Below are 21,455 nucleotides of genomic sequence, written 5' to 3'. Positions count from 1 at the left end.
AGCTAAGTCGCCGAATGGCGGCTTTTTTAGTTTTGTGGAGTTCTTCCTAGTAATACTTGATATTATGTCTCTATAGTCAAACGTGACAGAAGACGACTATCATTTCTCCTGCAGGCCATCTCAATTAGAGGTGGTTTTTTTGTCGTTTGCATATCTACCCTTATCGGACGATTATAGAACTGTTAACTACTGGCTTACATTCAGTTGACAACAGATAACAAGCTTTTGCTGTCCTTTAAGGGGTTAAACTGAAACTTGAGGTCGCTTGAGGCGGGCCTGCTTTACTTTCTGACCTTTCTTATCATATTTAAAAATCCCTTTCGTTCTTTACAGAAGCTTCATAGCATGTTGATACTGCACTTACATTTCCCCTGTAACATGATAACCATGTGAGACCGTTCCCAGATGGTCCGTGTCACACAGCTTATCTAAACAAACAACATTCGGAAGGGGAAATCCGATGAAGCTCTTGGAGAAGCGAGGCTGCGTAACTCCTGAGGATTCCAGGACTCATATCCGGATTCCATTTGAGATGACCCAGGCTGGTGGTGAGATAACCATACAATTTGAGTATGGTCCCAAAGTGCTTGAAGACATGACGCGAGCCTTAAAGCTCTTAGAGCAAAGCTTTGATTGTTATGTCTTGCCAGCCCAGAGAGAAAAAGCAGCTAAGCAGGCAAATAAATACTTGCCGCTTAAAAACTTGATTACTCTCTCTCTGGATGATCCAAACGTATACCGGGGAGCATGTCATCGTCATGATGCTTATCAGCAATTAAAATTATCCGAGCTCCGGGCTTCTCCTGGACTGGTCATAGGCAAACTGCCTAGGGGCCAATGGACCGCTACACTCAGCTTTCACTGCATTGTCACTGGCAGCTGCGATTATCGGCTGCAAATTGATTGGACGGACGGGGAGGGGGAACGATGAAATGGTTCGCTTGCGAGCTGCATACGCATACGGTGCACAGCGATGGCAGCCAAACCTTACAGGAACTGGCGACAGGAGCCAGGAAGTTGGGCTTTGAGGCAATCGCATTGACTGATCATAATACGATGTCAGGCTTAATCGATAAGGAAGAGGTTCAACGGGAATCGGGACTTATCGTTATATCGGGAATGGAATGGACGACATTTTACGGGCATATGGTTACGATCGGCATTAACTCCTTTGCGGACTGGCGCCAAACAGATAAGGACAGCATCGATCAAGGGATTGCTGCAGTACATCGCTCCGGGGGACTTGCCGGACTTGCCCATCCATTTCGCATAGGAAGTCCAGCCTGCACGGGATGCTACTGGGAATACGATATCAAGGATTGGTCGGCAGTAGACTACATCGAGGTATGGTCGGGTACATTCGCGCCTATTCAAATCAGCAACCACCGGGCCTTTGCTCTATGGACAGAGAAGCTCAATGAAAGATTCCGCGTTGCTGCCACTTCCGGCAGAGATTGGCATTCCCAGACCAAAACGGAAGAGCCTCTTTCCGTTACCTATCTTGGTGTCCCGGAAGATGCAGTTCCGACGGAAAGACAGTTAGTCGAGGCTCTGCGCTGCGGCCGTGTATCCGTTACGATAGGCCCTCTGTTAGAGCTGGAAGTGGAACTGGATGGAGAATGTATAGGCATAGGCGGAGTAATCCCACATGAGAAGGCAAATCAAGCCTTGAACCTAAGAATTAAGCTTGATTTTAGTGTTAGAGCAGAATCGTGGTCACTGCCTGATCAAGGTAGTCCGGAGCAGCGGATCAAAGTGCGTTCAGATCAGAGAATCGAAGCGGAGTGTTTTACAAACGATGAGGCAACCTTATACGAAATGACTGTTTTGGGTGGAGAAAAAAAGTGGCTAAGAGCCGAATTATGGGGAAGCGTTCATGGAGTCAGTACTCTAATCGCGTTTACAAATGCCATCTATTTTGATTGAAGGGGGGATACCTATGAAACGATTTCCGCTGGTCACTGCTCATACGGGATGCATGGGCCTGCCGGATCATTCTATAGCCTCACTGCAAACGGCCTTAGCCTACGGAGTAGATATCTACGAAGATGATGTCCGGGTTACTCAGGATGGCGAGCTTGTGCTAGCTCATGATGATGAGGTGCAATTAGCTAACGGCCGCCTTGGCAGCGTGGCAGGTATGAAATGGGCTGAGCTCTCTGGACAGGCAGCTGAACCGTTAGTTTCTCTAGAGTATGTACTCCGGATAGTTAAAGAATCAGGAATAAGGATGAATCTCGATATTAAAACAGCTTCCAGTTTACAGCCTTTATTTATTTTGATCGAGAGCTTGGATATGGTTGACCAGGTTATTTTGAGCGGATGTAACTATGAGGCAGCATGCCTTGCCGATGGTCTAAGCCATCATGTGAATAAGCTGTTGAACGTGGACGCAGCCAGTTTTCAAAGCATGAGCTATACCGACGCGGTTCTTCAAGCGTGTGAGCACAGCAGAAAGGCGGGCTGTTTTGGGCTTAATGTACCGTATTGCCTTGTTCGTACTGAACTGCTGGAAAGAGCAGAAGCAGAGTGTTTGGATGTGTATGTATGGACAGTCTCGGATGAGGCGGATATGCGGCTTATGGCCGAATTGGGGGTTGCTTCGATAACGACACGCAATGTGGACAGGCTTATGGAGGTCAGGAAGGAATGGGAACGGCTGTGAGATGCCGGATGCCGGGGATGAGAAATAGCAGCTTTATATGGAATAGGAGAGTAACCGTTGACTAATAATCTTAATCATAGTTTGAAGGAATTGGCAAAAGCAGCCGGTGTATCGAAATCGACGGCTTCCAGGGTGATTAGCGGCAAGGGATATGCCAGTCCCGAAGTGAGGGACCGTGTGCTCCAAGCGGCAGAAAGGCTGAAATACAAACCGAATGCAGTCGCAAGAGCGATGGTAACCCGGAGAACGAACAATATCGGGGTGATCGTCTTCCGCGAAAAGCTGCCGATTGTCTCCCATCCCCTGTATGGAAGAATTATCGATGAAATTTTGTTAGCCGCACAAGCTCGAGGCTACTCGATTTTTCTAAAGACCGACAGGGAGATGTCGCTTAGCTCCACCGACTATATGCTGGAGCAGAGGGTGGACGGACTCATACTGGTAAGCAGGCTGAGGAAAAACGTTATTGATTATGTTAAAAAATTCAACCTCCCCTACCTGATGGTGAACGGTTCTACCGATGACCCTGAGGTCATCCACCTTGTGAGCAAGGACGAGCAGGGGGGAGAGCATGCGGCAGATTATCTTCACGGCCTGGGTCACCGCAAGTTTTTCATCATAGCGGGACCAGGCGCACACCGCAGCCATTCTATGCGTCTTGCTGGCTTTTGTAAAAGGCTTAATCAGCTTGAAATAGGGCGGGAAGGCTGTATGACTGTTGTGGAGTCGCCAGAATCGCATTTCTCCTATGGCGTAAAGCTAATGGCCGAGCATTATCAAGCGTTCAAGCAAGGAGGGTATACAGCGTTGTTTACCACAAACGATATGCTGGCGCTTGGGGCAATGAGGGTGCTGCTAGAGGCCGGAGTGCGTATCCCGGAGGAGGCAGCGGTTATGGGCTATGACAATATTGAATATGCCGGTATGTATTCTCCCCCGCTTACTACAGTATGTGTAAATGCCTCCGCTATCGGTCAGGATGCGGTTGATATTGTGGACAGGCTGATCCGCGGAGAAACGGATTTGCCCAAGCTGATAGAATATCCCAGCCAAATTATCGTGCGACAATCAACTGAGGCTGCAAGAGGAGGTTAAAGCATGCTGTGGTATTGGAGATCCGTTGGGCTGCGAAGAATTATCGAATTTTTACTGCTCACTGTATTTGCGTTATTTTTTGCCGGCCCGCTTGTAAATTTACTTGTGCTCGCTTTTAGCGAGAAATGGACTTATCCGGATATTTTGCCGGAAATATGGGGGCTGAGGTGGTGGCGCTTCGTACTGGAGAAGGATGATATTGTCTCTTCGATTTCCCTGTCTTTCCTGATCGCATCGATCGTAACCGCGCTATCGATTGTACTTTGTATTCCTGCGGCCTATGCATTCGCCAGACTCCGCTTTCCGCTTAAGCGGGTGTTCCTGTTCTCTTTTTTGCTGACGCACGCATTTCCCAAGATGGGGCTGTATGTTTCCATCGCAGTGCTGTTCTACAAGATCGGGCTGATGAACACCCTGCTAGGGGTCGTCCTCATCCACATGATTAATGTGCTGATGTTTATGACCTGGATTCCGACTGCGGCCTTCCGCAATGTGCATGCTGCCCAAGAGGAGTCTGCACGGGACGTTGGGGCGACCCCCTTCAAGGTCTTTCGCAAAATCACGCTGCCGATGGCGATGCCCGGCATTTTGGTCGCCTCAGTGTTTACCTTTCTGAATTCTCTGGATGAAGCACAAGGGACTTTTCTCGTAGGCATTCCTGATTACAAGACAATGCCCATCGTTATGTACTCGATTATTTCCGACTTCCCCAGCAGTGCCGGAGCGGTCTTTTCCATTATTTTGACGCTTCCGACGATTATCTTACTGCTTGCTGCCCAGCGACTCGTGAGCGCGGATGTGCTGGCGAGCGGATTCCAGACGAAATGACAGAGAACACGAGACTACAAGGAGGCAGGCAAGAGCATGCAGTTGACTGTAAAAGATTTGACCAAACGCTATAAAACCGGTGACGGGGTCAGCAATATCAATCTTGAAGTGGAAAAAGGAGAGCTGGTTACGCTGCTTGGTCCATCCGGGTGTGGGAAGACAACGGTGCTCCGCAGCATCGGCGGCTTCTTGGAACCTGATAGCGGCGATATTCTAATCGAAGGCAGAAGTGTAATCAAGCTTCCGCCCGAGAAAAGGCCGACCTCCATGGTGTTTCAAAGCTACAACCTATGGTCGCATATGTCTGTTTATGACAATTTGGCTTTTGGCTTGAAGATTCGCAAAAGATCGAAAGATCAAATCCGTGAAGCAGTAACTGATGTATTGAAGCTGGTGCGGCTTCCAGGCTTTGAAAAGAAGTATCCCGCGGAGCTGTCGGGCGGCCAACAGCAGCGCGTAGCACTTGCAAGATCACTGCTGCTGAATCCTGCTGTTCTATTGCTGGACGAGCCGTTCTCGGCACTCGATGCTAAGCTGCGGCATGAAATGCGGGAAGAGCTTCGCGAAATTCAGATGAAGACCGGATTAACAATGGTCTTCGTGACTCATGATCAGGAAGAGGCGTTATCCCTGTCTGACCGCATTGTTGTCATGAATAATGGGAACATCGAGCAAATTGCCCAGCCGCAGGAAATTTACGATGAGCCGGAGACATTATATGTAGCGAGCTTTATAGGCAAAATGAACTTTTTAAAGGGGGTGGCAGATGGGGGCCATATTCAGATCAGGAGGGGGATAAACTTTCCTAACCACAAACAGTTGACCGGTAATGTGATAGCTGCGTTTCGTCCTGAGGACATTGAGCTAAGAGAAATGGCGGATAGTGAAGGGCTTTTGACAGGTAAGATCAAGCAGATTATGATTCTCGGTCATTATGCGGAAGTTACGATAGAACTGGATGACTTGGGGATTCTGCGGTCGTTCCAAACAAAGGAAATAGCCCAGGATTTATCGATCGGAAAAGATGTTGGTGTCCATGTTACAAAAGTGACCGGCTACCCGGTAAACGAAACTTATATCGGAGGTTGATACAATGCGTTCTGCTAAATCATGGTTAACTATGTCCTCTGCCGTTGCATTATCCACCGTCTTATTAGCTGGCTGCGCTGCCGGTGGCGCCAGCGGGACCGGTGGTACCCATTCCAATAATAGTAATGGCGCCGGTGCATCGGCGAATAGCGGTTCGTCCTCTGCATCACCATCGCCGAAAAATGAGCCAGTTTCTTTCAACTTCTATTTCACAGGGTCACAAAATGTTAAAGACCTGTGGGACACATTGGTCCCGATGTTTGAGCAGCAAAATGACCAAGTGGACGTGAACATGGTTTATATTCCATCCGGTACTGGCGCTGAGCCGACCTATGACCGGATTCTTGCAGCCAAACAGGCGGGTAAAGGCTCCGGCGACATTGATCTCTACGAGGACGGCATAGCCACGGTAACAAGAGGTACGACAGATGGTGTATGGGAACAATTAAGTAAGGAGTCGATTCCAAATCTGGCAAATGTAAATGAGAAGACAATGGGTGATGTCGATCATTATGCCATTCCTTACCGCTCGTCAGCTGTAGTTCTGGCCTACGACAGCACAAAGATCAGTGATCCTCCGAAAACTTTAGACGAGCTGCTTGCATGGATTAAGGATAATCCGGAGCAATTCGCCTATAACGATCCGTCTACCGGTGGCTCGGGAAGCTCCTTTGTACAAACGGTTATCTATCAGGATCTGCCTGAGGAAGAGATTCATAACTCCGACCCGTCTGTCATGGAGAAATGGGAGCCAGGATTCAACAAGTTAAAGGAAATCGGCAATTATGTTTATGGCAAAGGGATTTATCCGAAGAAAAATCAAGGTACTCTTGACCTGCTAATGAACGGCGAGGTTTCGATGATCCCTGCATGGTCAGATATGGTTTTGCAGCAATTAAATGAAGGGCTTCTTCCGGAAACAATTCGCATGCAGCAGATTACTCCAGGCTTTAACGGAGGACCAACTTATTTGATGGTTAATGACGAGTCGGATAAGAAGGAAGCCGTGCATCAATTCCTTGATTTTGTACTGTCACCCGAAGCGCAAGCTGTCATTGTAGATAAGATGAATGGATTCCCCGGAATTGAACTGCAAAATATGCCTCAGGAGACACAGGATAAGTTTGAAGGGGTTGCAGAAGGGTTTCGCACATTCAATCTTGGCGATCTCGGTACAGAGATTAACAAGCGCTGGCAGAGCGAAGTTGCTGCCCAATGAGTAAAGAGTGGAAACAAACGGTTGCGGGGCTGACGATGGTCATCCCTTCCTTCGCCATCTTGCTGATCGTTGTCATTATCCCAATTTTTCAGTCCGTATTTATGAGTTTAAGCAACGGAGAGGGCGGATATGATCTTAGCCGTTATCAAATGCTGTTTACCGATAAAGGACTTCGCAACAACATTATATTTACATTGCGGATTACGCTGATTACTTGTGTAATCGTGCTGCTCATAAGTTATACGCTCGCCATCTACATGAGGTTCAACAATGGGCCAATTGTTGAATTGATACGCAGAACCTATATGATTCCGCTGTTCATTCCTGGAGTTATAGCTACCTACGGGCTCATAAACTTGCTTGGCAACCATGGGTGGCTGGCCAGAATATTAGATGTTTTCGGGATGACCCTGCCTCGCATTATTTTCGATGAAAAAGGGATTATTATTGCTAACTTGTGGTTCAACATTCCCTTTACTACGATGCTGTTAAGCTCAGCACTGGCGGGGATACCCTCTTCGGTTATTGAGAGCGCGAAGGATGTGGGGACAGGAAAGTTTAAGCTGTTCACGCGCTTTGTCTTACCTCTCACTTATAAAACCTTTTTGGTAGCTGTGACCTTTGTGTTTATGGGGGTTATTGGATCATTTACCGCACCGTTCTTGATTGGGGCGAATTCTCCGCAAATGCTGGGCGTTTCCATGCAGCAGGTGTTCAGTGTTTTCCAGGAACGTGAACAGGCTGCGGCAATGGCAGTTTTCTCATTCCTACTCTGTTCTGTATTAGGGGCCTTTTATATCCGGTCGATGGCCCGCGAAGAAAATGCTAAGCTATAGTAAGTAAGATCTCCGATTTTTCTCCTAAAGCCCTTGCTAAAGTCAGGGGTTTTTTCTTTTACACTTTTTCGATGTAGGACGACTCCACTCCTTCATGTGACAGTACTATAGGGCGAATGTGCCCGATCGTGGAGGGCGGCCCGGTTTGATATGCCGCTGCATGCGTCAAACTTTCAATTGTACGATATCCCATCAATTCAACTGAACTTGTTACTTTCATGCTCAAGATTGCTTCTTATCCTTGTTAAGGTCAAGCATGGGGATGAAGCAAGATTAGTTAATTTATTATTGCTGTATTAGTAAACGAATGTTGATGAAAAAGAATAAAAATTCCATTAAATTCGCACTCGTTTTAAAGATAAATTTATCCAATTTTATGGTGAAGAAATATTATAGATCCAGAAAAACCACTACAATAACAGCTTTTATAGGGGATAAGAATAGTACAGCAAGAGAAAACAAGATTTGTTTAACTATTAACAAGATATGTTAGATATTTGGCAGAATTATATGCTAGAATAGTCGACAAGTAAGCGTTATCATTTAGATGCAGGGAGTTTTATTAACAGAAGTTGCGTGAAGGGGGGGCTTTAATGTCTGGTCATAACACTCATTTACCAACAAATCGTGCTCTTATTAAGGACAAGATTTATATTCGCTATCGAGAGTCTAGAAGACAGTCAACATGGTCCCTGCATTCCCATGACGGATATGAGATTTATTATTTCATCGAAGGCTCGGCGGCTTATATTATCGGAAACAATATTTATAACTTGCTGCCCGGAGATATGTTGTTATTTCAAGGGAGCATCCTCCACCGGGTTAATCCGGAAGTAACGGGACCTTATGTTAGAAGCACCATCAACTTTTTGCCCTCCTTGATTGAAAGGGCCGTAACTCGAGAGTGGCTGGATAAGTTTATTCATCTGTTTGAAGAGCCGGGCGGAAGATTGATCCGCTGGAGCAATGAAGAAGAGAAGACTGCAATTAATCTCTTGTATGAAAAGATGCACCAGGAAAAAGAAAGAGAACTGCCCGGTTTCCACATGATGATTCAAACTCATATGGTAGAGCTTATGACGGTAATTTACCGGAAATCGATGGAGATAGGCGCTCCTAATGCGATCCCTAACGTTACCCAGAAAGAAATGTACGTCCATCGGATTTTGACCTTTATCAACGAGCATTACAAAGAGCCGTTATCCCTCGATCAAATTGCGGCTTCCCTGCATTTAAACAAATATTATATGTGCCACTGCTTCAAGGAAATTACAGGTGAAACCATTAACGTATACTTGTCCAATAGACGATTAGATGAGGCGAAAAAGCTGCTAAGAATGACCGATCTGCCTATTGGCCGGATTTTCGATGAAATCGGTTTCAATAGCGCTATTCATTTCAGCAGGCTATTTAAGCAGCACGTGGGTATTACGCCGCAAACTTACCGAAAGCTTAATCGCTTTTACAGCGATAGTACTACGTAATGCGAGCTGGGTTAAGATTCGTATTCATCAAACTACGATTCCAAAAGGGAGAGTTGCTATCATGCTAAAAAACTGGAAACGGAATTCCTTCTTCATTCTTACGGTCCTCCTTACTTTTACATTGGCTGCTTGCGGTTCTTCCGGTACTGGTGGATCTAATGCAGGGAGCGGGAATGGAGGCAGCAAGCAAACGACGCTTGATTTCGTCTGGTTTACAGACGGGGTAGAAGGCGAAGTAATGAAAGGGTTGATTAAGGAGTACGAGGACCAAAATCCCGGCATTAAAATTAACCTGATTGAAGTCGCTTACACAGATCTGGGCACAAAATTGAGAACAATGGTCTCTGGAGGTAAACCGCCGGCATTAAGCCGAATATCGGATACCGGAATGTTTGCCAACCAGGCCTTGGATTTAAGCGAGTATTTGGGAACGGCGGAAGAGTTCTCCAGTCAGTTTATTGATTCCATTAAACCGTATTATATTGTCGATGACAAAGTAATCGCGGCACCGATGGATGTAACCGCTAACGGCTTGATCTATAACAAAACCTTATTTGATAAGGCGGGGGTTTCCGTGCCAACGTCAAGTGACGATGTTTGGACTTGGGAAGAGTTCTCCGCTGCATTGAAACAGGTTCAGGAGCAGGGAGGGGCCAGATTTGGCATGGTTATGGACGTCACGCCCCATCGCTGGTCCACCATGCTGTATCAATTTGGAGGAAGCATCTTCAATGAAGACGGTACGCAGGCCGTCATAAATGATGGGAAGGCGGTTAATGCCCTGAATTATTTCGTCCAGCTGCATAAAGATGGAATTATGCCTGACTCGGTATGGATCGGCGGAGAAAATCCGAACAACTTGTTCAGAACCGGAACGGTAGGCGTTCATTTCTCCGGTAACTGGATGCTCAGCAACTACAAGGATATCAATAACTTTGAATGGGGAGTCACCTATTTGCCCAAGGAGGAAATCCGCTCTTCGGTTCCCGGAGGAAAATATCTGATGGCTTTTAAAAATTCGGGCGTAGAGGAAGAAGCAGCGGAATTTATCGCGTATTTGACTTCCAAAGAAGTGAACGGGAAGTATAATCAGGAATCGCTGTTTATTAGCCCAAGGAAGGATAGTGCTCAACTCGATTATGAATTCGGTAAGGAGTTTTTTGAAGTCTTCACCGATGAACTAAATAATTCGACACCGAAAGCAGCAAACGATTGGTCAAGACAGGACGTGATTACGAAATTTACAGACGACCTGCGCATCAACATTATTGAAACGCTGACGGGTAAGATGGAACCGCAAGAAGCATTGGACGATGTGGCCGACAAAGCCAACAAGGTTATAGAAGCCAGCAACTAATTTCATGCCGGCAGGTAAGAATGGGCTGAGCGGCGGCTGCCTTAGGGCAGCCGCTCATGTTTGGCTCTTCGGAAAGGAGTGCAGCCGATGGCAAACGTTTTGGACAAAGGAGCCGCTTATTCAAATAAGAAGTGGAAAAAAACTATAGCGCCTTATCTGTTTATTCTTCCTAACCTGATTATTTTTTCTGTATTTATCGTCCTCCCGGCTATATTCGGGCTGGTTTACTCTTTCACCGACTATGACGGCCTTAACGATATGAATTTTATCGGCCTGGCCAATTATATCGACATTTTGACAGACGCACAATTCTGGGGTGCTCTTAGTCGGACGGGGATGTATGCCGCCGTTGTGGTGCCGCTGTTGTTTGCCAGCTCACTCGGAATTGCTATTCTGTTGATTCAGCAGGTCAAAATGAAAGGGTTATTTAGAGCCATCATTTACTGGCCGACAATGGTTTCTTTCATAATCGTAGGTCTGACTTGGAAATGGATACTGGGGGGCAGCTTCGGCATAGCTAATTACCTGCTGTCGTTATTTGGTTTGGAACCTGTAGGCTGGCTAACGGATCCGTTCTTCGCGAATGCATCGGTTGTGGTTGCAACTTTATGGTCTAGAATCGGTTTTTTTATGGTCATCTTTATTGCCGGTTTGCAGAGTATCCCCCAGGAATATTATGAGGCGGCCACGATTGACGGGGCCAGCAAGCTTCGCTCGTTTCGCTCGATTACTTTGCCCTTGCTGAAGCCGACGAGCCTGCTGGTCATTATGCTTGCTGTGATCGATGCCTTCAAGGCCTATCCGCTCATGTTTGCGCTTACCGGGGGAGGCCCTGGGAGAGAAACCACTTATATCGTTCAACACATTTACCAAACCGGATTTACCTCCCAGCAATTAGGCACAGCCAGTGCGATGTCAGTCGTTCTGTTTGTCATTATCGGAGTCTTTACCCTGCTGCAATTCAAGCTGGCCAAAGGAGGAGAGAACTGATGAAAGGATGGTCCAAAGCGGGCGTCTATGCTGCATTAATAGTTATTTCCCTGCTGTTCCTGTTTCCTGTGCTCTGGGTCGTTCTCTCCTCTTTTAAAAACAACACCGAGCTGTATGCCTGGCCGCCGCAAATTTTTCCGCGCCAATTTACTCTGGATAATTATGCGGCAGCTTTCAATAAAGGGAACTTCGGTGTTTACTTTCTTAACTCGGCGATCGTAACGATTTCTTCAACACTGCTGCTGCTGTTTATTAATTCGATGGCCGGATTTGCCTTGGCCAAATACCGTTTTAGGGGAGCTACAATTATCCTGATCGGGTTTATTTCTACGCTGATGATTCCTTTGGAGGTTATCATGATTCCTATCTTCTCCATCATCAGCATGCTTGGATTGTACAACAGTCTGCTGGGTATCATCATTCCTCCGGCGGCTACGCCTACAGGAGTGTTTCTCATCCGTCAGTATTTATTATCTGTACCGGATGAGCTGCTGGAAGCGGCAAGGATGGACGGGGCATCGGAATGGAAAATCTATCGCAGTATCGTTCTCCCCATTGCCAAGCCGATTCTTGCTGTGCTGACCATCTTCTCCTTCATGTGGAGATGGGATGATTTCCTCTGGCCTCTAATTGTGATAAGTGATCCGGGCAAATATACGATCCAGCTGGCCTTGTCCAACTTTATCGGAGAGTACAATGTCGATTGGAGCAGCTTGCTGGCTATGTCCGTCATCACGATGATTCCGATTCTGATCGTATTCCTTATCTTCCAGAAGCAGTTGGTTAAAGGCATCGTGACTACAGGGATGAAAGGTTGAATCCAACTATGGCTAGCTTACTACGTTACAAACCGCTTAAGTTAAACTACCAGGTTCTGAACCGCTGGCTGGTCAGCGGTACTGAAGAAAGGCCCGTCCGCTTCGTGCCGACGACCATGAGCGGAGGCATTAACGATTGGCTGCTCAAAGGATTTGCTATTCATGAGAATCCTTGCCGCAGGGAGTTTGTTTCGGGGCGCAAGCAGGAAATTCCCAGCCTTCCTCCTATAGATGATTTTCAACCCGGGGGACTCTGCGGACAATTGGAAGGGGCAGGAGAATGGAAGCTTTATTTTCCTTGGGAGAATCCGCGGGTGGAGAGATCGTCTTTCTGGATGGTACCGACTCATTTACGTACTTTTGCTTTTAGTGAGCTTGAGTGCAAGAAAGCGCATAAGGCTGTGCTGCGCCTGCAAACCTGCGGCTCCATTACGCTTTGGGTCAACGAAGAGCTCATCACGGACTTTACTCCTTTTACAAGAAACGCCGAAGCGGAAACAGAAGTTGAAGTTACCTTAAAGCAGGGACTGAACCGCCTTGTAGTTTGTTTCGAAGATCTCGCGGAGCGAGATACGCAGTATTATTTCCGCATAGATTACAAGGGAAAAGAGGATGTCGCAACCGTACTTCCTTTGGGGGAAGCTGATCCGGAAGAAGTGCTGCAGCTGGAACAAGCGATGAAGGAAGCTTACTTTCCGAAGGATACGGTGACTTCAGGAAACGTGGCATTGCATATAAATAACCCTCTGGCAAAGGATATTCCTTTTGTTGTCGAGTATGGCAGTGCAATCTTTGGCGGTAAAAAAACGATGCATGCCACGCTCAGGAAGAGCTCCGCGGTTCTGGAGCTGGCAGATGCCGGAAGCTTCGGAATGGAGTATTTATATCTTCAGTTCACAGCACGTTTGGGGAGGATCTCCATTCAACGTACACTGGCTCTTCAAGTTTATTCAGACCAGGCAGCAGCGACTGGATCGGCCCCCAATATCGTCTCCCGCAAGGCGGAAGCGTTAAAGCTCATCGCGGAGTACGGAGCCCCGAATCTTCATACAGCGCTGGCTATTCTAAAAACCGGCGGGCCAATGGGGAAAGCGGAAGCGCTTCTCAGGGAAGGGATCGCGGGGATTAACGAGCGCCGGGATTGCAGCGACTTCTTCCTCGTCGCCTTATTCCGCATATGGCGGGATTATCGGAACAGCGGAATTCTCCCGGAGAGCTTCTGGGAGGAGGCTAAGCACTGTATCCTCCACTTCCGCTATTGGATGGATGAACCGGGCGATGATGTTATGTGGTTTTTCAGTGAAAACCACGCCCTTCTGTTCCATACCTGCGAGCTGTTGGCCGGCCAGCTGTTTCCCGCAGAAATGTTCCCTAATCATAACGCCAATGGAGAAGCGCATAAGCTCAAAGCAGAGCAGCGATTGGAGGAATGGTTCGAACGGTTCTTCTCGGAAGGTCTCGCTGAATGGAACTCCAGCGCATATCTGCCTGTAGATGCTGTCGGTCTGCTGCATTTGTACGATTTGGCCGAGAATGAAAGCATCAGGAATAAGGCGAAAGAAGCGATGGATCTGATATACTTTTATTTAACAGTCAACTCGGTGAATGGCGTGCTTGCCTGTACCTATGGACGCAGCTACGAAAAAGAGTTGAAAGGCCAATACATTACCGGGACGACCTCGATGAACTGGATCGGCTACGGAATGGGACATCCGAACGGCTACTCAATAAGCAATGTGGCATTATGCCTGTCCGATTACGCCCCTCCTGAGGACTATCTGGATTTGATGAAGCTATCCCCAGGGGAGAGGCTGGTGTTCCGGTTTGAGCAGGGAGCCGGCGGTTACGCGCAGCTATATCACTATAAATCGCCGGAATACGGCTTGTCTTCTATCTATAACTTCAAACCAGGCCAGAGAGGCTATCAGGAGCATGTCGTCCATTTATCCTTCGGGGCTGAAGCCAACCTGTGGATCAATCACCCGGGAGAGCTGGCCCAATTCGGTTCGGGACGACCCAGCTATTGGGCGGGGAACGGATATTTGCCTAAAGCGGCTCAATACAGGGGGCTTGCTCTGGTGATATATGATATCCCGGCCGATCACGAGGTGAGCTTCACACATGCTTATTTTCCGACCGCTGTTTTTGACAGTTTCGAGCAAAGAAACGGCTGGTACCTGGCCAGGGTCGGATCGAGCTATGCGGCTATCTATGCGGCGGGCGGGCTGCACCTGCGGGAGGAGGGACCGGGACGACAGCGGGAGCTGATATCGGAGGGCTGTCGTAACGCTTGGATTTTGAGGGTCTCGGATGAGCAGGAAAGCGGAAGCTATGAACAGTTTGCAGCCGCGGTTACATCGATAATTATCGAAAATTTGCAGTCCCTGCAGCTGGAATTTACCGATCCTTATTACGGCAAGGTTCAGCTTGGATGGAACGAACCGCTGCGAGTTAATGGAGTGGAGCAGAACTATAGCGGATTTGGCGTTAAAGGAAATCTGGAACGGATAGGCTGAGTATTTTGCAAGAGATAACAAGATATTATCACATACTTTATTCGAGCGGGCTCTTGGCTTTTGGGCTAACAGACGGAGAGGAGCCAATCGAATGGGAAGTTTAATAAACCAAGGAGGCAGCTTGAACATGATTACATTGTCGGGATTTGCTGATGAAATTTCTGCGGAATTAGATGAACAATTGGACATTTTAAATGCTGAATCAATCCGGTACGTAGAATTCAGAGGGGTCTGGAATAAAAATGTGTTGGATTTAACGGATGAACAGCTGCAGGAGATAAAACAAAAGATGGACAAGGAAGGAATTCGAGTTTCTGCCATTGGGTCGCCGATAGGGAAAATTAACATTACCGACCCTTTTGACCCGCATCTGGAAAAATTCGAAAGGGCGATCCATATCGCCAAATTTTTTAACACGCGCAATATTCGTATATTCTCATTTTTTATTAAAGAAGATCAAAAGCCGGAGGACTTTCGTGATGAAGTTATCCGCCGTATGAAGCTGCTAGTCAAGAGGGCGGAGGAGGCGGACGTGCTCCTGCTGCATGAGAATGAAAAGCATATATACGGCGACAATGCCGAAAGATGCCGGGACCTTCTTGAATCCTGCTCTAGCGCTAATCTGCGGGCAGTATTTGATCCGGCTAATTTCGTGCAGTGCGGAGTGCGGCCATTTGAGGAAGCTTACCCAATGCTATCTGCATATATTGATTATATCCATATCAAGGATGCGAAGTCGGCTGATGGATCAGTTACGGTTGCCGGTCTTGGTGATGGCCAGATCCCGGAGCTGCTTAGAGCTTTGAAAGAACGGAATTATTCCGGATTCTTGTCGCTGGAGCCTCATTTGCAGGCGGCCGGCAGCTTTGCCGGCTTCAGCGGTCCGGGCCTGTTCAAGGAAGCTTCAGATGGATTGAAGCGGCTCCTTGCGGATTTAAACTGGAAGTGGCAATAAGCCTTTGCCATCGTACCCCAGAAACCGGTGTTCCCGCTTGAGGAACACCGGTTTTTGGGATCCGTAAAGATCAGAACAGCATCGAAATCAAAGGCTGCTATGGGGCTGTTAAGGGGTTTCGCCGGCTCATTTGTCCTGATTAGTATAGACAGCTTACGGCCTGCATGTTCTCAGCAAGTACCTGGCCCATGCTCCCTAGCGGCGGAAAAAAATAATAACATAAGGTTTAAGAGTTAGGCATAAGAGCTTCAACGGTTAAGGTACTATTAGGTTATGTTGATCCAATGAGTAAAGCGGTGGAGTCCAATGCAATGCTTGCTTATTCATGTGGAAATTGCTCCAGCTTCCGAACTGATTTGCGATACTCCATTGGACTGATTTTCAACATTTGCTTGAACACTCTGCCGAAATGGGAGATATTGTCGAAGCCGGTTAGCTCCGCTATGCGGATAATCTGTTCATCCGTTTGTCTTAATAAAGTCTGCGCTTCTTTAATTCTTACGCTGTTCACATACTCCACAAACGAAAACCCCGTTACTTCCTTGAATTTTCGACTCAAATAGTAAGGACTGATATAAAAGGATCGGGAAAGCGAAGATAAGGTTATTTCTTCTCCATAATTAACGTTGATATATTCTACAATTTCGGAAATTTTGCGATGAAGAGGACTGGCATACTCAAAGTTCATACTGCTCTCTTCTTGAAACAGCCGTTCATTTCCGATCAGCAGCTTAGCAAGAGAAGCTTGCAGGTAGGTTTTCCACCCTGGAAGCTTGTTTTCGTATTCTTTCAGCATTTGAAAAAGCAGCGTTTCTACTCGGGACTGCTCTTGAGCGGTCAATTGGAGCCGCTTGGATGGTTTATGAAAGGGCGCCAGCAGAAGAGGATCCGTAAAGGATGCCAAAAAAGAATCGTCAAATTGAATTAATATTCGTTCATGGTCCGCTACTCCGGTGTCGGCGGTTTTGTGCAGGTCGTATTTTCCGATAAACACCAAGCCGCCTTTCGTAATCGGGTACGTGCGGTCTTTTATGAAATAGAACCTTTCTCCCTTAAGCAGATAATAGATCTCATAGTAAGGATGAAAGTGGTTTTTTTGCATCGTATAGTGGCCTTTGCGTTCCATGTGCTCCATGAAGAAAGAATTCATCAGCCAGCCCCCCCTTGGACCTAGTATAGCAGATAAAAAGCAATATGCGCAAAATATGCAAGGTATTTAAGAAAATAAGCAATAATTGTTTAGATATACATATAATCTTGCGCTAAAATGAGGAAAACTTAATCGGGAGATGAGTACATGACGCTGAAAAAATACGCACTGGTTGGTACTGGCGGCAGAGCTGAGTTCTTCTATGGAGCTATTGCCAAAACGTTCAGGGAAACGTCTGCATTGGTTGCCTTTTGCGATATTAACCGGACCCGTATGAATTACGCTAATCAGCTGCTGAAGGAGAAATATGACTACGAGCCGGTTCCCGCCTATGGGGCAGACGAATTCGATAAGATGATAGCTGAAACGAAGCCCGATACCGTCATCGTGACATCCATTGACCGCACTCACCATACGTATATCATCAGGGCTATGGAGCTGGGCTGCGATGTTGTAAGCGAGAAGCCGATGACCGTGGACGAGCGTAAATGCCAGGAAATTCTTGATGCTATCGAAAAAACCGGGCGCAAGCTTCGAGTTACTTTCAACTACCGCTATGCCCCCCATAACACCAAAATCCGGGAGCTCATTGCAGGTGGAGTGATTGGTGAAGTGAATTCGGTGCATTTTGAATGGCTGCTGAACACGAAGCACGGGGCTGATTATTTCCGCCGCTGGCATCGAGATAAACGAAACAGCGGGGGACTTCTGGTTCATAAATCTACGCACCACTTTGATCTGGTTAATTTCTGGCTGGGAACGCATCCCGAGACGGTCTATGCCATGGGGGGGCTCCGCTTCTATGGCCGGGAAAATGCCGAAAGGCGGGGAGAAACCCGGTTCTATCAAAGATCCCATGGCAGCGAGGCGTCACGCAATGATCCGTTTGCCCTCTCTCTCGAAGACAATCCTCACCTGAAGGCTTTGTATCTCGATGCCGAGCATGAAGACGGTTACCAAAGAGACCAGAGTGTATTCGGAGACGGGATCAGCATCGAGGATACGCTTGGAGTGATGGTCCGCTACCGCAATCAGGCCATCCTTACTTATTCTTTAAATGCATATCTGCCGTGGGAAGGATTCCATGTCGTCTTTAACGGCAGTAAAGGCCGGATCGAAGCGAGAGTAGCGGAGAGGTCATATGTCAATTCAGGCGGTAACAAAGCTGATGAAGGCGCTTTGAAAGAAAAGCGGCTTACGGTACACCCTATGTTTGCGGCGCCTTATGAAGTCCATGTAGAAGAGAAGGCAGGAGGCCACGGAGGAGGCGATCCCGTCATGCTGAATGATCTGTTCGGTGCTCCGGAGCCGGATCCCTTCAACAGAGCGGCGTCACATATCGATGGAGCCGTCTCCATCTTGACCGGGATTGCGGGCAACAAGTCGATGCAGACCGGGCTGCCTGTCGAAATTAAAAGTCTTGTCAGCTTCGGTTAAAGGTAAGAGAGGAGAAGCAGGCAAAAAGCGCGAGAGCGCTTCCTATCGCTAAAACAGGAGGATCGATATGAACAGCTATCAATCAGTTATCGTTGAATGGAATAATGCAGAAGGGAAATCAGCTTCATCCGATGAGGTTCAACTTATCGAGGGAGTTCAAGTTTACACCCGTTCCTTCTCCCGGCATGAAGGGACCCGGTTGCTGATGGTCCGCGGCAGCACTGGCAAGCAGCTGCTTGTGTGGGGGGATGGAAGCCTGTATCAGGAACTGGCTGGCGAGGAATCCGATCATTACAAGCTTTGCGGTTTGACACACGAAAACCGGCTTGTCATTAATCGGTATTTTCCTTACACCGTCCCCCGGGCTTTCGGCAAGCAGGTGGCCACGATCGGGCTTGGGGACCGGTTGGGACTTGCCTCCCCGGGCCATATCCGTTCAGTGCGGGGCAAAAATATCCGTCCCATTCTTGCCCAGCAAAGCATACGTGAGCTGAATCTGACCGGACGCGATTACAACCAGGTGCTGGATGCCGCATGCTATGCCGCCCTGCAGGAAGGCTACACCGAGGGCTTTGGAGCGGATGGCGATCACCTGAAAGAAGAGAAAGATATCGAAATGGCGCTCGCTCTCGGTTTTACGATGCTGACGCTGGACTGCTCGGACAAGATTGACAACGATGTCGAAGGGCTGTCCGCCACCGCAGTGGAGGAACGTTATTTGCAGCTTCCTCAGGAGGTAAGAAGCCGGTATGAATCCACTTACCTGGATACCGTATTCGAAGCCGGGGCAATTCAAATTAGCTTTGAACGCCAGCAGCTAATGAGCTATGCCCTTATCTATGGGGAAGCCATCAAGATGACTATCGATATCTACAATCGCTATATCCGGCCTTTGGACCGGGAAATGGACTTCGAGCTTTCTATCGATGAGACGAAAACGCCGACCGATCCTGCGGCCCACTGGTTTGTAGCTTATGAACTGGAACAGGCCGGACTGGATTTGTACAGCGTGGCTCCAAGATTTTGCGGTGAATTCCAGAAAGGTATTGATTATATAGGCGATGTGGAACAGTTCGAGAAAGAACTGGAGGTTCATTCCGCCATAGCCGACCATTTCGGCTACAAGCTGAGCATTCATTCCGGCAGTGACAAATTCAGCGTGTTCCCGATTATTGCCAATCACACCAAAGGGCGTTTCCACGTCAAAACTGCCGGAACCAATTGGCTGGAAGCGATGCGGACGATAGCGGAGGTTCATCCGAGCCTGTACCGCCGGATGCATCAGTACGCTATGGAGCATTACCCGGAAGCGCTGGCTTATTACCATGTCACAACTGACTTTGATGCCATTACACCGCTGTCTGAAGTAAGCGATGGTGAATTGGCGGAATATATGAATGAAGACAATGCCCGTCAATTGATCCACATCACCTACGGCTTGCTGCTGCAAGCCAAGGACGGAGAAGGCAACAGCCTGTTCCGGGACGAATTGATGGACACGCTGCAGAAGCATGAGCGGGAATACGACCAGGCGTTAATTCGCCATATTGGACGCCACCTGGAATTGTTGGGCAAATAGGCCGCACGGCGATTCGTGTGAATCACAAGGAGGGACCAACATTGACTATTGCCAATAAGCAGGAGCTTGAAGCTGTCGTTCGTGATGTCGTTGCCAAGCAAAAGATTACAGATATGCATACACATCTTTATTCGCCGAACTTTGGAGATATTTTGCTCTGGGGTGTGGATGAACTGCTTACTTATCATTATTTGGTCGCGGAAGTGATGCGCTTTAGCGATATACCCATCGACGATTTCTGGGCATTGTCAAAATCCGAGCAGGCTGACTTGATATGGAAAGAGCTGTTCATTAAGCACTCGCCTGTCAGTGAAGCCTGCCGGGGAGTACTTACCACCTTGCAGGGACTTGGTCTGGACTTGAGCACTCGGGATTTGGCGCAGTATCGGGAAGCTATTGACTCGGGAGATAGCTTTGCTCAGGTAAAGCGTGTAATGGAGCTGTCTAGCGTTGATCATATCGTGATGACGAATGACCCTTTCGATGACCGGGAAAGAAAAATATGGCTTGACGGGACGCGTCCTGACGAGCGCTTCCATGCGGCGCTAAGGATCGACCCGCTTCTTAACGATTATGCCAACAGCAAGCAGCTGCTGCGTGAGTGGGGCTACGCGGTAGGAGAGCAGTGGAGCGATGGCTCCGCTCAGGAGGTCAAACGATTCCTCAAGGATTGGATTGAGCGGATGAAGCCGCTTTATATGGCTGTCTCCTTGCCGCCTTCCTTCGCCTATCCTGAGGAATCCGATCGCGGGCGGATCATCCGCGACTGCATTCTCCCGCTTTCTAAGGAGACGGGAATTCCGTTTGCGTTGATGATCGGTGTGAAAAAGCGGGTAAACCCCGGGCTCGGCGATGCGGGGGATTACTTGGGCAAGGCTGACATGGATGCACTGGAATATTTATTGGCACAGCATCCGGAGAACAAGTTTATCGTGACGATGCTGTCCAGGGAGAACCAGCATGAGCTGGCCGTGCTTGGACGCAAGTTCCGCAATTTGATGATTTTCGGCTGCTGGTGGTTCATGAATAATCCGATCATAATTAATGAGATGACCCGGATGCGGCTGGAGCTGCTTGGTTTAAGCGTCGTTCCTCAGCATTCTGATGCAAGAGTGCTGGACCAATTAGTATATAAATGGAAGCATTCCAAAGAAATTATCAGTGATATCCTAATTGATAAATATAATGATATTATGCGCACAGGCTGGCAGGTTACTGCGGAAGAAATTCGCCGCGACACCGCCGACTTGCTGCGCAACAACTTCTGGCGCTTTGTCGGAAGGGAAGATATGGTCGAATACGAAGAGTAGACTTGCCGGTATCCTGATAGGATAATGGTATCCATGGATATGAGCACCGTATAACGGATGATCTAAAAGGTTTTGTCAAACAAGAATGCTAAAGTCGGAACGGCCGATTGCCCTTGAGGTGACCGAG

18 protein-coding genes are annotated in these 21,455 nt (G+C 47.9%); 17 read left to right on the top strand and 1 reads right to left on the bottom strand.

All coding sequences use genetic code 11. From position 1 onward, the window contains the following. Positions 1–460: 460 nt before the first annotated feature. The 14 genes from PSHG_RS21045 (at position 461) to PSHG_RS20980 (ending at position 15,852) form a co-directional block, all read left to right on the top strand. Positions 461–931, top strand: a complete 471-nt coding sequence (locus PSHG_RS21045) for a hypothetical protein (RefSeq protein ID WP_010277312.1) — start codon at positions 461–463, stop codon at positions 929–931. Next, positions 928–1,926 carry a CehA/McbA family metallohydrolase gene (locus tag PSHG_RS21040; RefSeq protein ID WP_010277308.1) on the top strand — a complete coding sequence of 333 codons (999 nt, stop codon included), beginning with the start codon at positions 928–930 and terminating at the stop codon, positions 1,924–1,926. The genes PSHG_RS21045 and PSHG_RS21040 overlap by 4 nt, the downstream gene beginning before the upstream one ends. 13 nt (positions 1,927–1,939) lie before the next feature. Further along, positions 1,940–2,665: a glycerophosphodiester phosphodiesterase gene (locus PSHG_RS21035; protein WP_010277305.1), complete on the top strand. Its 726-nt coding sequence runs from the start codon at positions 1,940–1,942 to the stop codon at positions 2,663–2,665. A gap of 57 nt (positions 2,666–2,722) precedes the next feature. Then, positions 2,723–3,760: a LacI family DNA-binding transcriptional regulator gene (locus PSHG_RS21030; RefSeq protein WP_010277303.1), complete on the top strand. Its 1,038-nt coding sequence runs from the start codon at positions 2,723–2,725 to the stop codon at positions 3,758–3,760. Between the two features lie 3 nt (positions 3,761–3,763). Next, a complete protein-coding gene (locus tag PSHG_RS21025) occupies positions 3,764–4,588 on the top strand; it encodes an ABC transporter permease (RefSeq protein ID WP_010277301.1) in 825 nt (274 codons plus the stop codon). Between the two features lie 36 nt (positions 4,589–4,624). Then, complete coding sequence (locus tag PSHG_RS21020) at positions 4,625–5,677, top strand: ABC transporter ATP-binding protein (protein WP_010277299.1); 1,053 nt, start codon at positions 4,625–4,627, stop codon at positions 5,675–5,677. A 4-nt stretch (positions 5,678–5,681) separates the two neighbouring features. Beyond that, positions 5,682–6,896 carry an extracellular solute-binding protein gene (locus PSHG_RS21015; protein ID WP_010277297.1) on the top strand — a complete coding sequence of 405 codons (1,215 nt, stop codon included), beginning with the start codon at positions 5,682–5,684 and terminating at the stop codon, positions 6,894–6,896. Beyond that, complete coding sequence (locus PSHG_RS21010) at positions 6,893–7,732, top strand: ABC transporter permease (RefSeq protein WP_010277296.1); 840 nt, start codon at positions 6,893–6,895, stop codon at positions 7,730–7,732. The genes PSHG_RS21015 and PSHG_RS21010 overlap by 4 nt, the downstream gene beginning before the upstream one ends. A gap of 593 nt (positions 7,733–8,325) precedes the next feature. Next, positions 8,326–9,216 (top strand): AraC family transcriptional regulator, encoded by an 891-nt coding sequence (locus PSHG_RS21005; protein WP_010277294.1) that lies wholly within the window; start codon positions 8,326–8,328, stop codon positions 9,214–9,216. 61 nt (positions 9,217–9,277) lie between these two features. Beyond that, positions 9,278–10,573 (top strand): ABC transporter substrate-binding protein, encoded by a 1,296-nt coding sequence (locus PSHG_RS21000; protein WP_010277292.1) that lies wholly within the window; start codon positions 9,278–9,280, stop codon positions 10,571–10,573. 87 nt (positions 10,574–10,660) lie between these two features. Next, positions 10,661–11,563: a carbohydrate ABC transporter permease gene (locus tag PSHG_RS20995; protein WP_010277289.1), complete on the top strand. Its 903-nt coding sequence runs from the start codon at positions 10,661–10,663 to the stop codon at positions 11,561–11,563. Further along, entirely contained in the window at positions 11,563–12,381 is an 819-nt protein-coding gene (locus PSHG_RS20990) for a carbohydrate ABC transporter permease (RefSeq protein WP_010277285.1), read from the top strand. Before PSHG_RS20995 ends, PSHG_RS20990 begins: the two co-directional genes overlap by 1 nt. A gap of 8 nt (positions 12,382–12,389) precedes the next feature. Beyond that, entirely contained in the window at positions 12,390–14,897 is a 2,508-nt protein-coding gene (locus PSHG_RS20985; RefSeq protein WP_010277284.1) for a hypothetical protein, read from the top strand. A gap of 127 nt (positions 14,898–15,024) precedes the next feature. After that, entirely contained in the window at positions 15,025–15,852 is an 828-nt protein-coding gene (locus PSHG_RS20980; RefSeq protein ID WP_010277282.1) for a sugar phosphate isomerase/epimerase family protein, read from the top strand. A 319-nt stretch (positions 15,853–16,171) separates the two neighbouring features. Here the strand turns inward: PSHG_RS20980 and PSHG_RS28545 are convergent, their stop codons facing one another. Beyond that, a complete protein-coding gene (locus PSHG_RS28545; protein WP_010277279.1) occupies positions 16,172–17,002 on the bottom strand; it encodes a helix-turn-helix transcriptional regulator in 831 nt (276 codons plus the stop codon). 147 nt (positions 17,003–17,149) lie between these two features. On the opposite strand from PSHG_RS28545, the gene PSHG_RS20970 reads away from it, so the two are divergent. The 3 genes from PSHG_RS20970 to PSHG_RS20960 all read left to right on the top strand — a co-directional run bounded on the left by PSHG_RS20970 (position 17,150) and on the right by PSHG_RS20960 (position 21,328). Beyond that, complete coding sequence (locus PSHG_RS20970) at positions 17,150–18,439, top strand: Gfo/Idh/MocA family oxidoreductase (RefSeq protein WP_010277278.1); 1,290 nt, start codon at positions 17,150–17,152, stop codon at positions 18,437–18,439. Positions 18,440–18,506: 67 nt separating this feature from the next. After that, positions 18,507–20,018 (top strand): tagaturonate epimerase family protein, encoded by a 1,512-nt coding sequence (locus PSHG_RS20965; RefSeq protein WP_010277275.1) that lies wholly within the window; start codon positions 18,507–18,509, stop codon positions 20,016–20,018. A 41-nt stretch (positions 20,019–20,059) separates the two neighbouring features. Beyond that, positions 20,060–21,328, top strand: coding sequence for a glucuronate isomerase (locus tag PSHG_RS20960; RefSeq protein ID WP_010277271.1), 1,269 nt, complete (start codon positions 20,060–20,062; stop codon positions 21,326–21,328). Positions 21,329–21,455: the final 127 nt, after the last annotated feature.

The sequence above is a fragment of the Paenibacillus senegalensis JC66 genome (genome assembly GCF_000285515.1).
Lineage (GTDB): Bacteria > Bacillota > Bacilli > Paenibacillales > NBRC-103111 > Paenibacillus_L > Paenibacillus_L senegalensis.
This window is presented reverse-complemented; position numbering and strand designations above follow the sequence as displayed.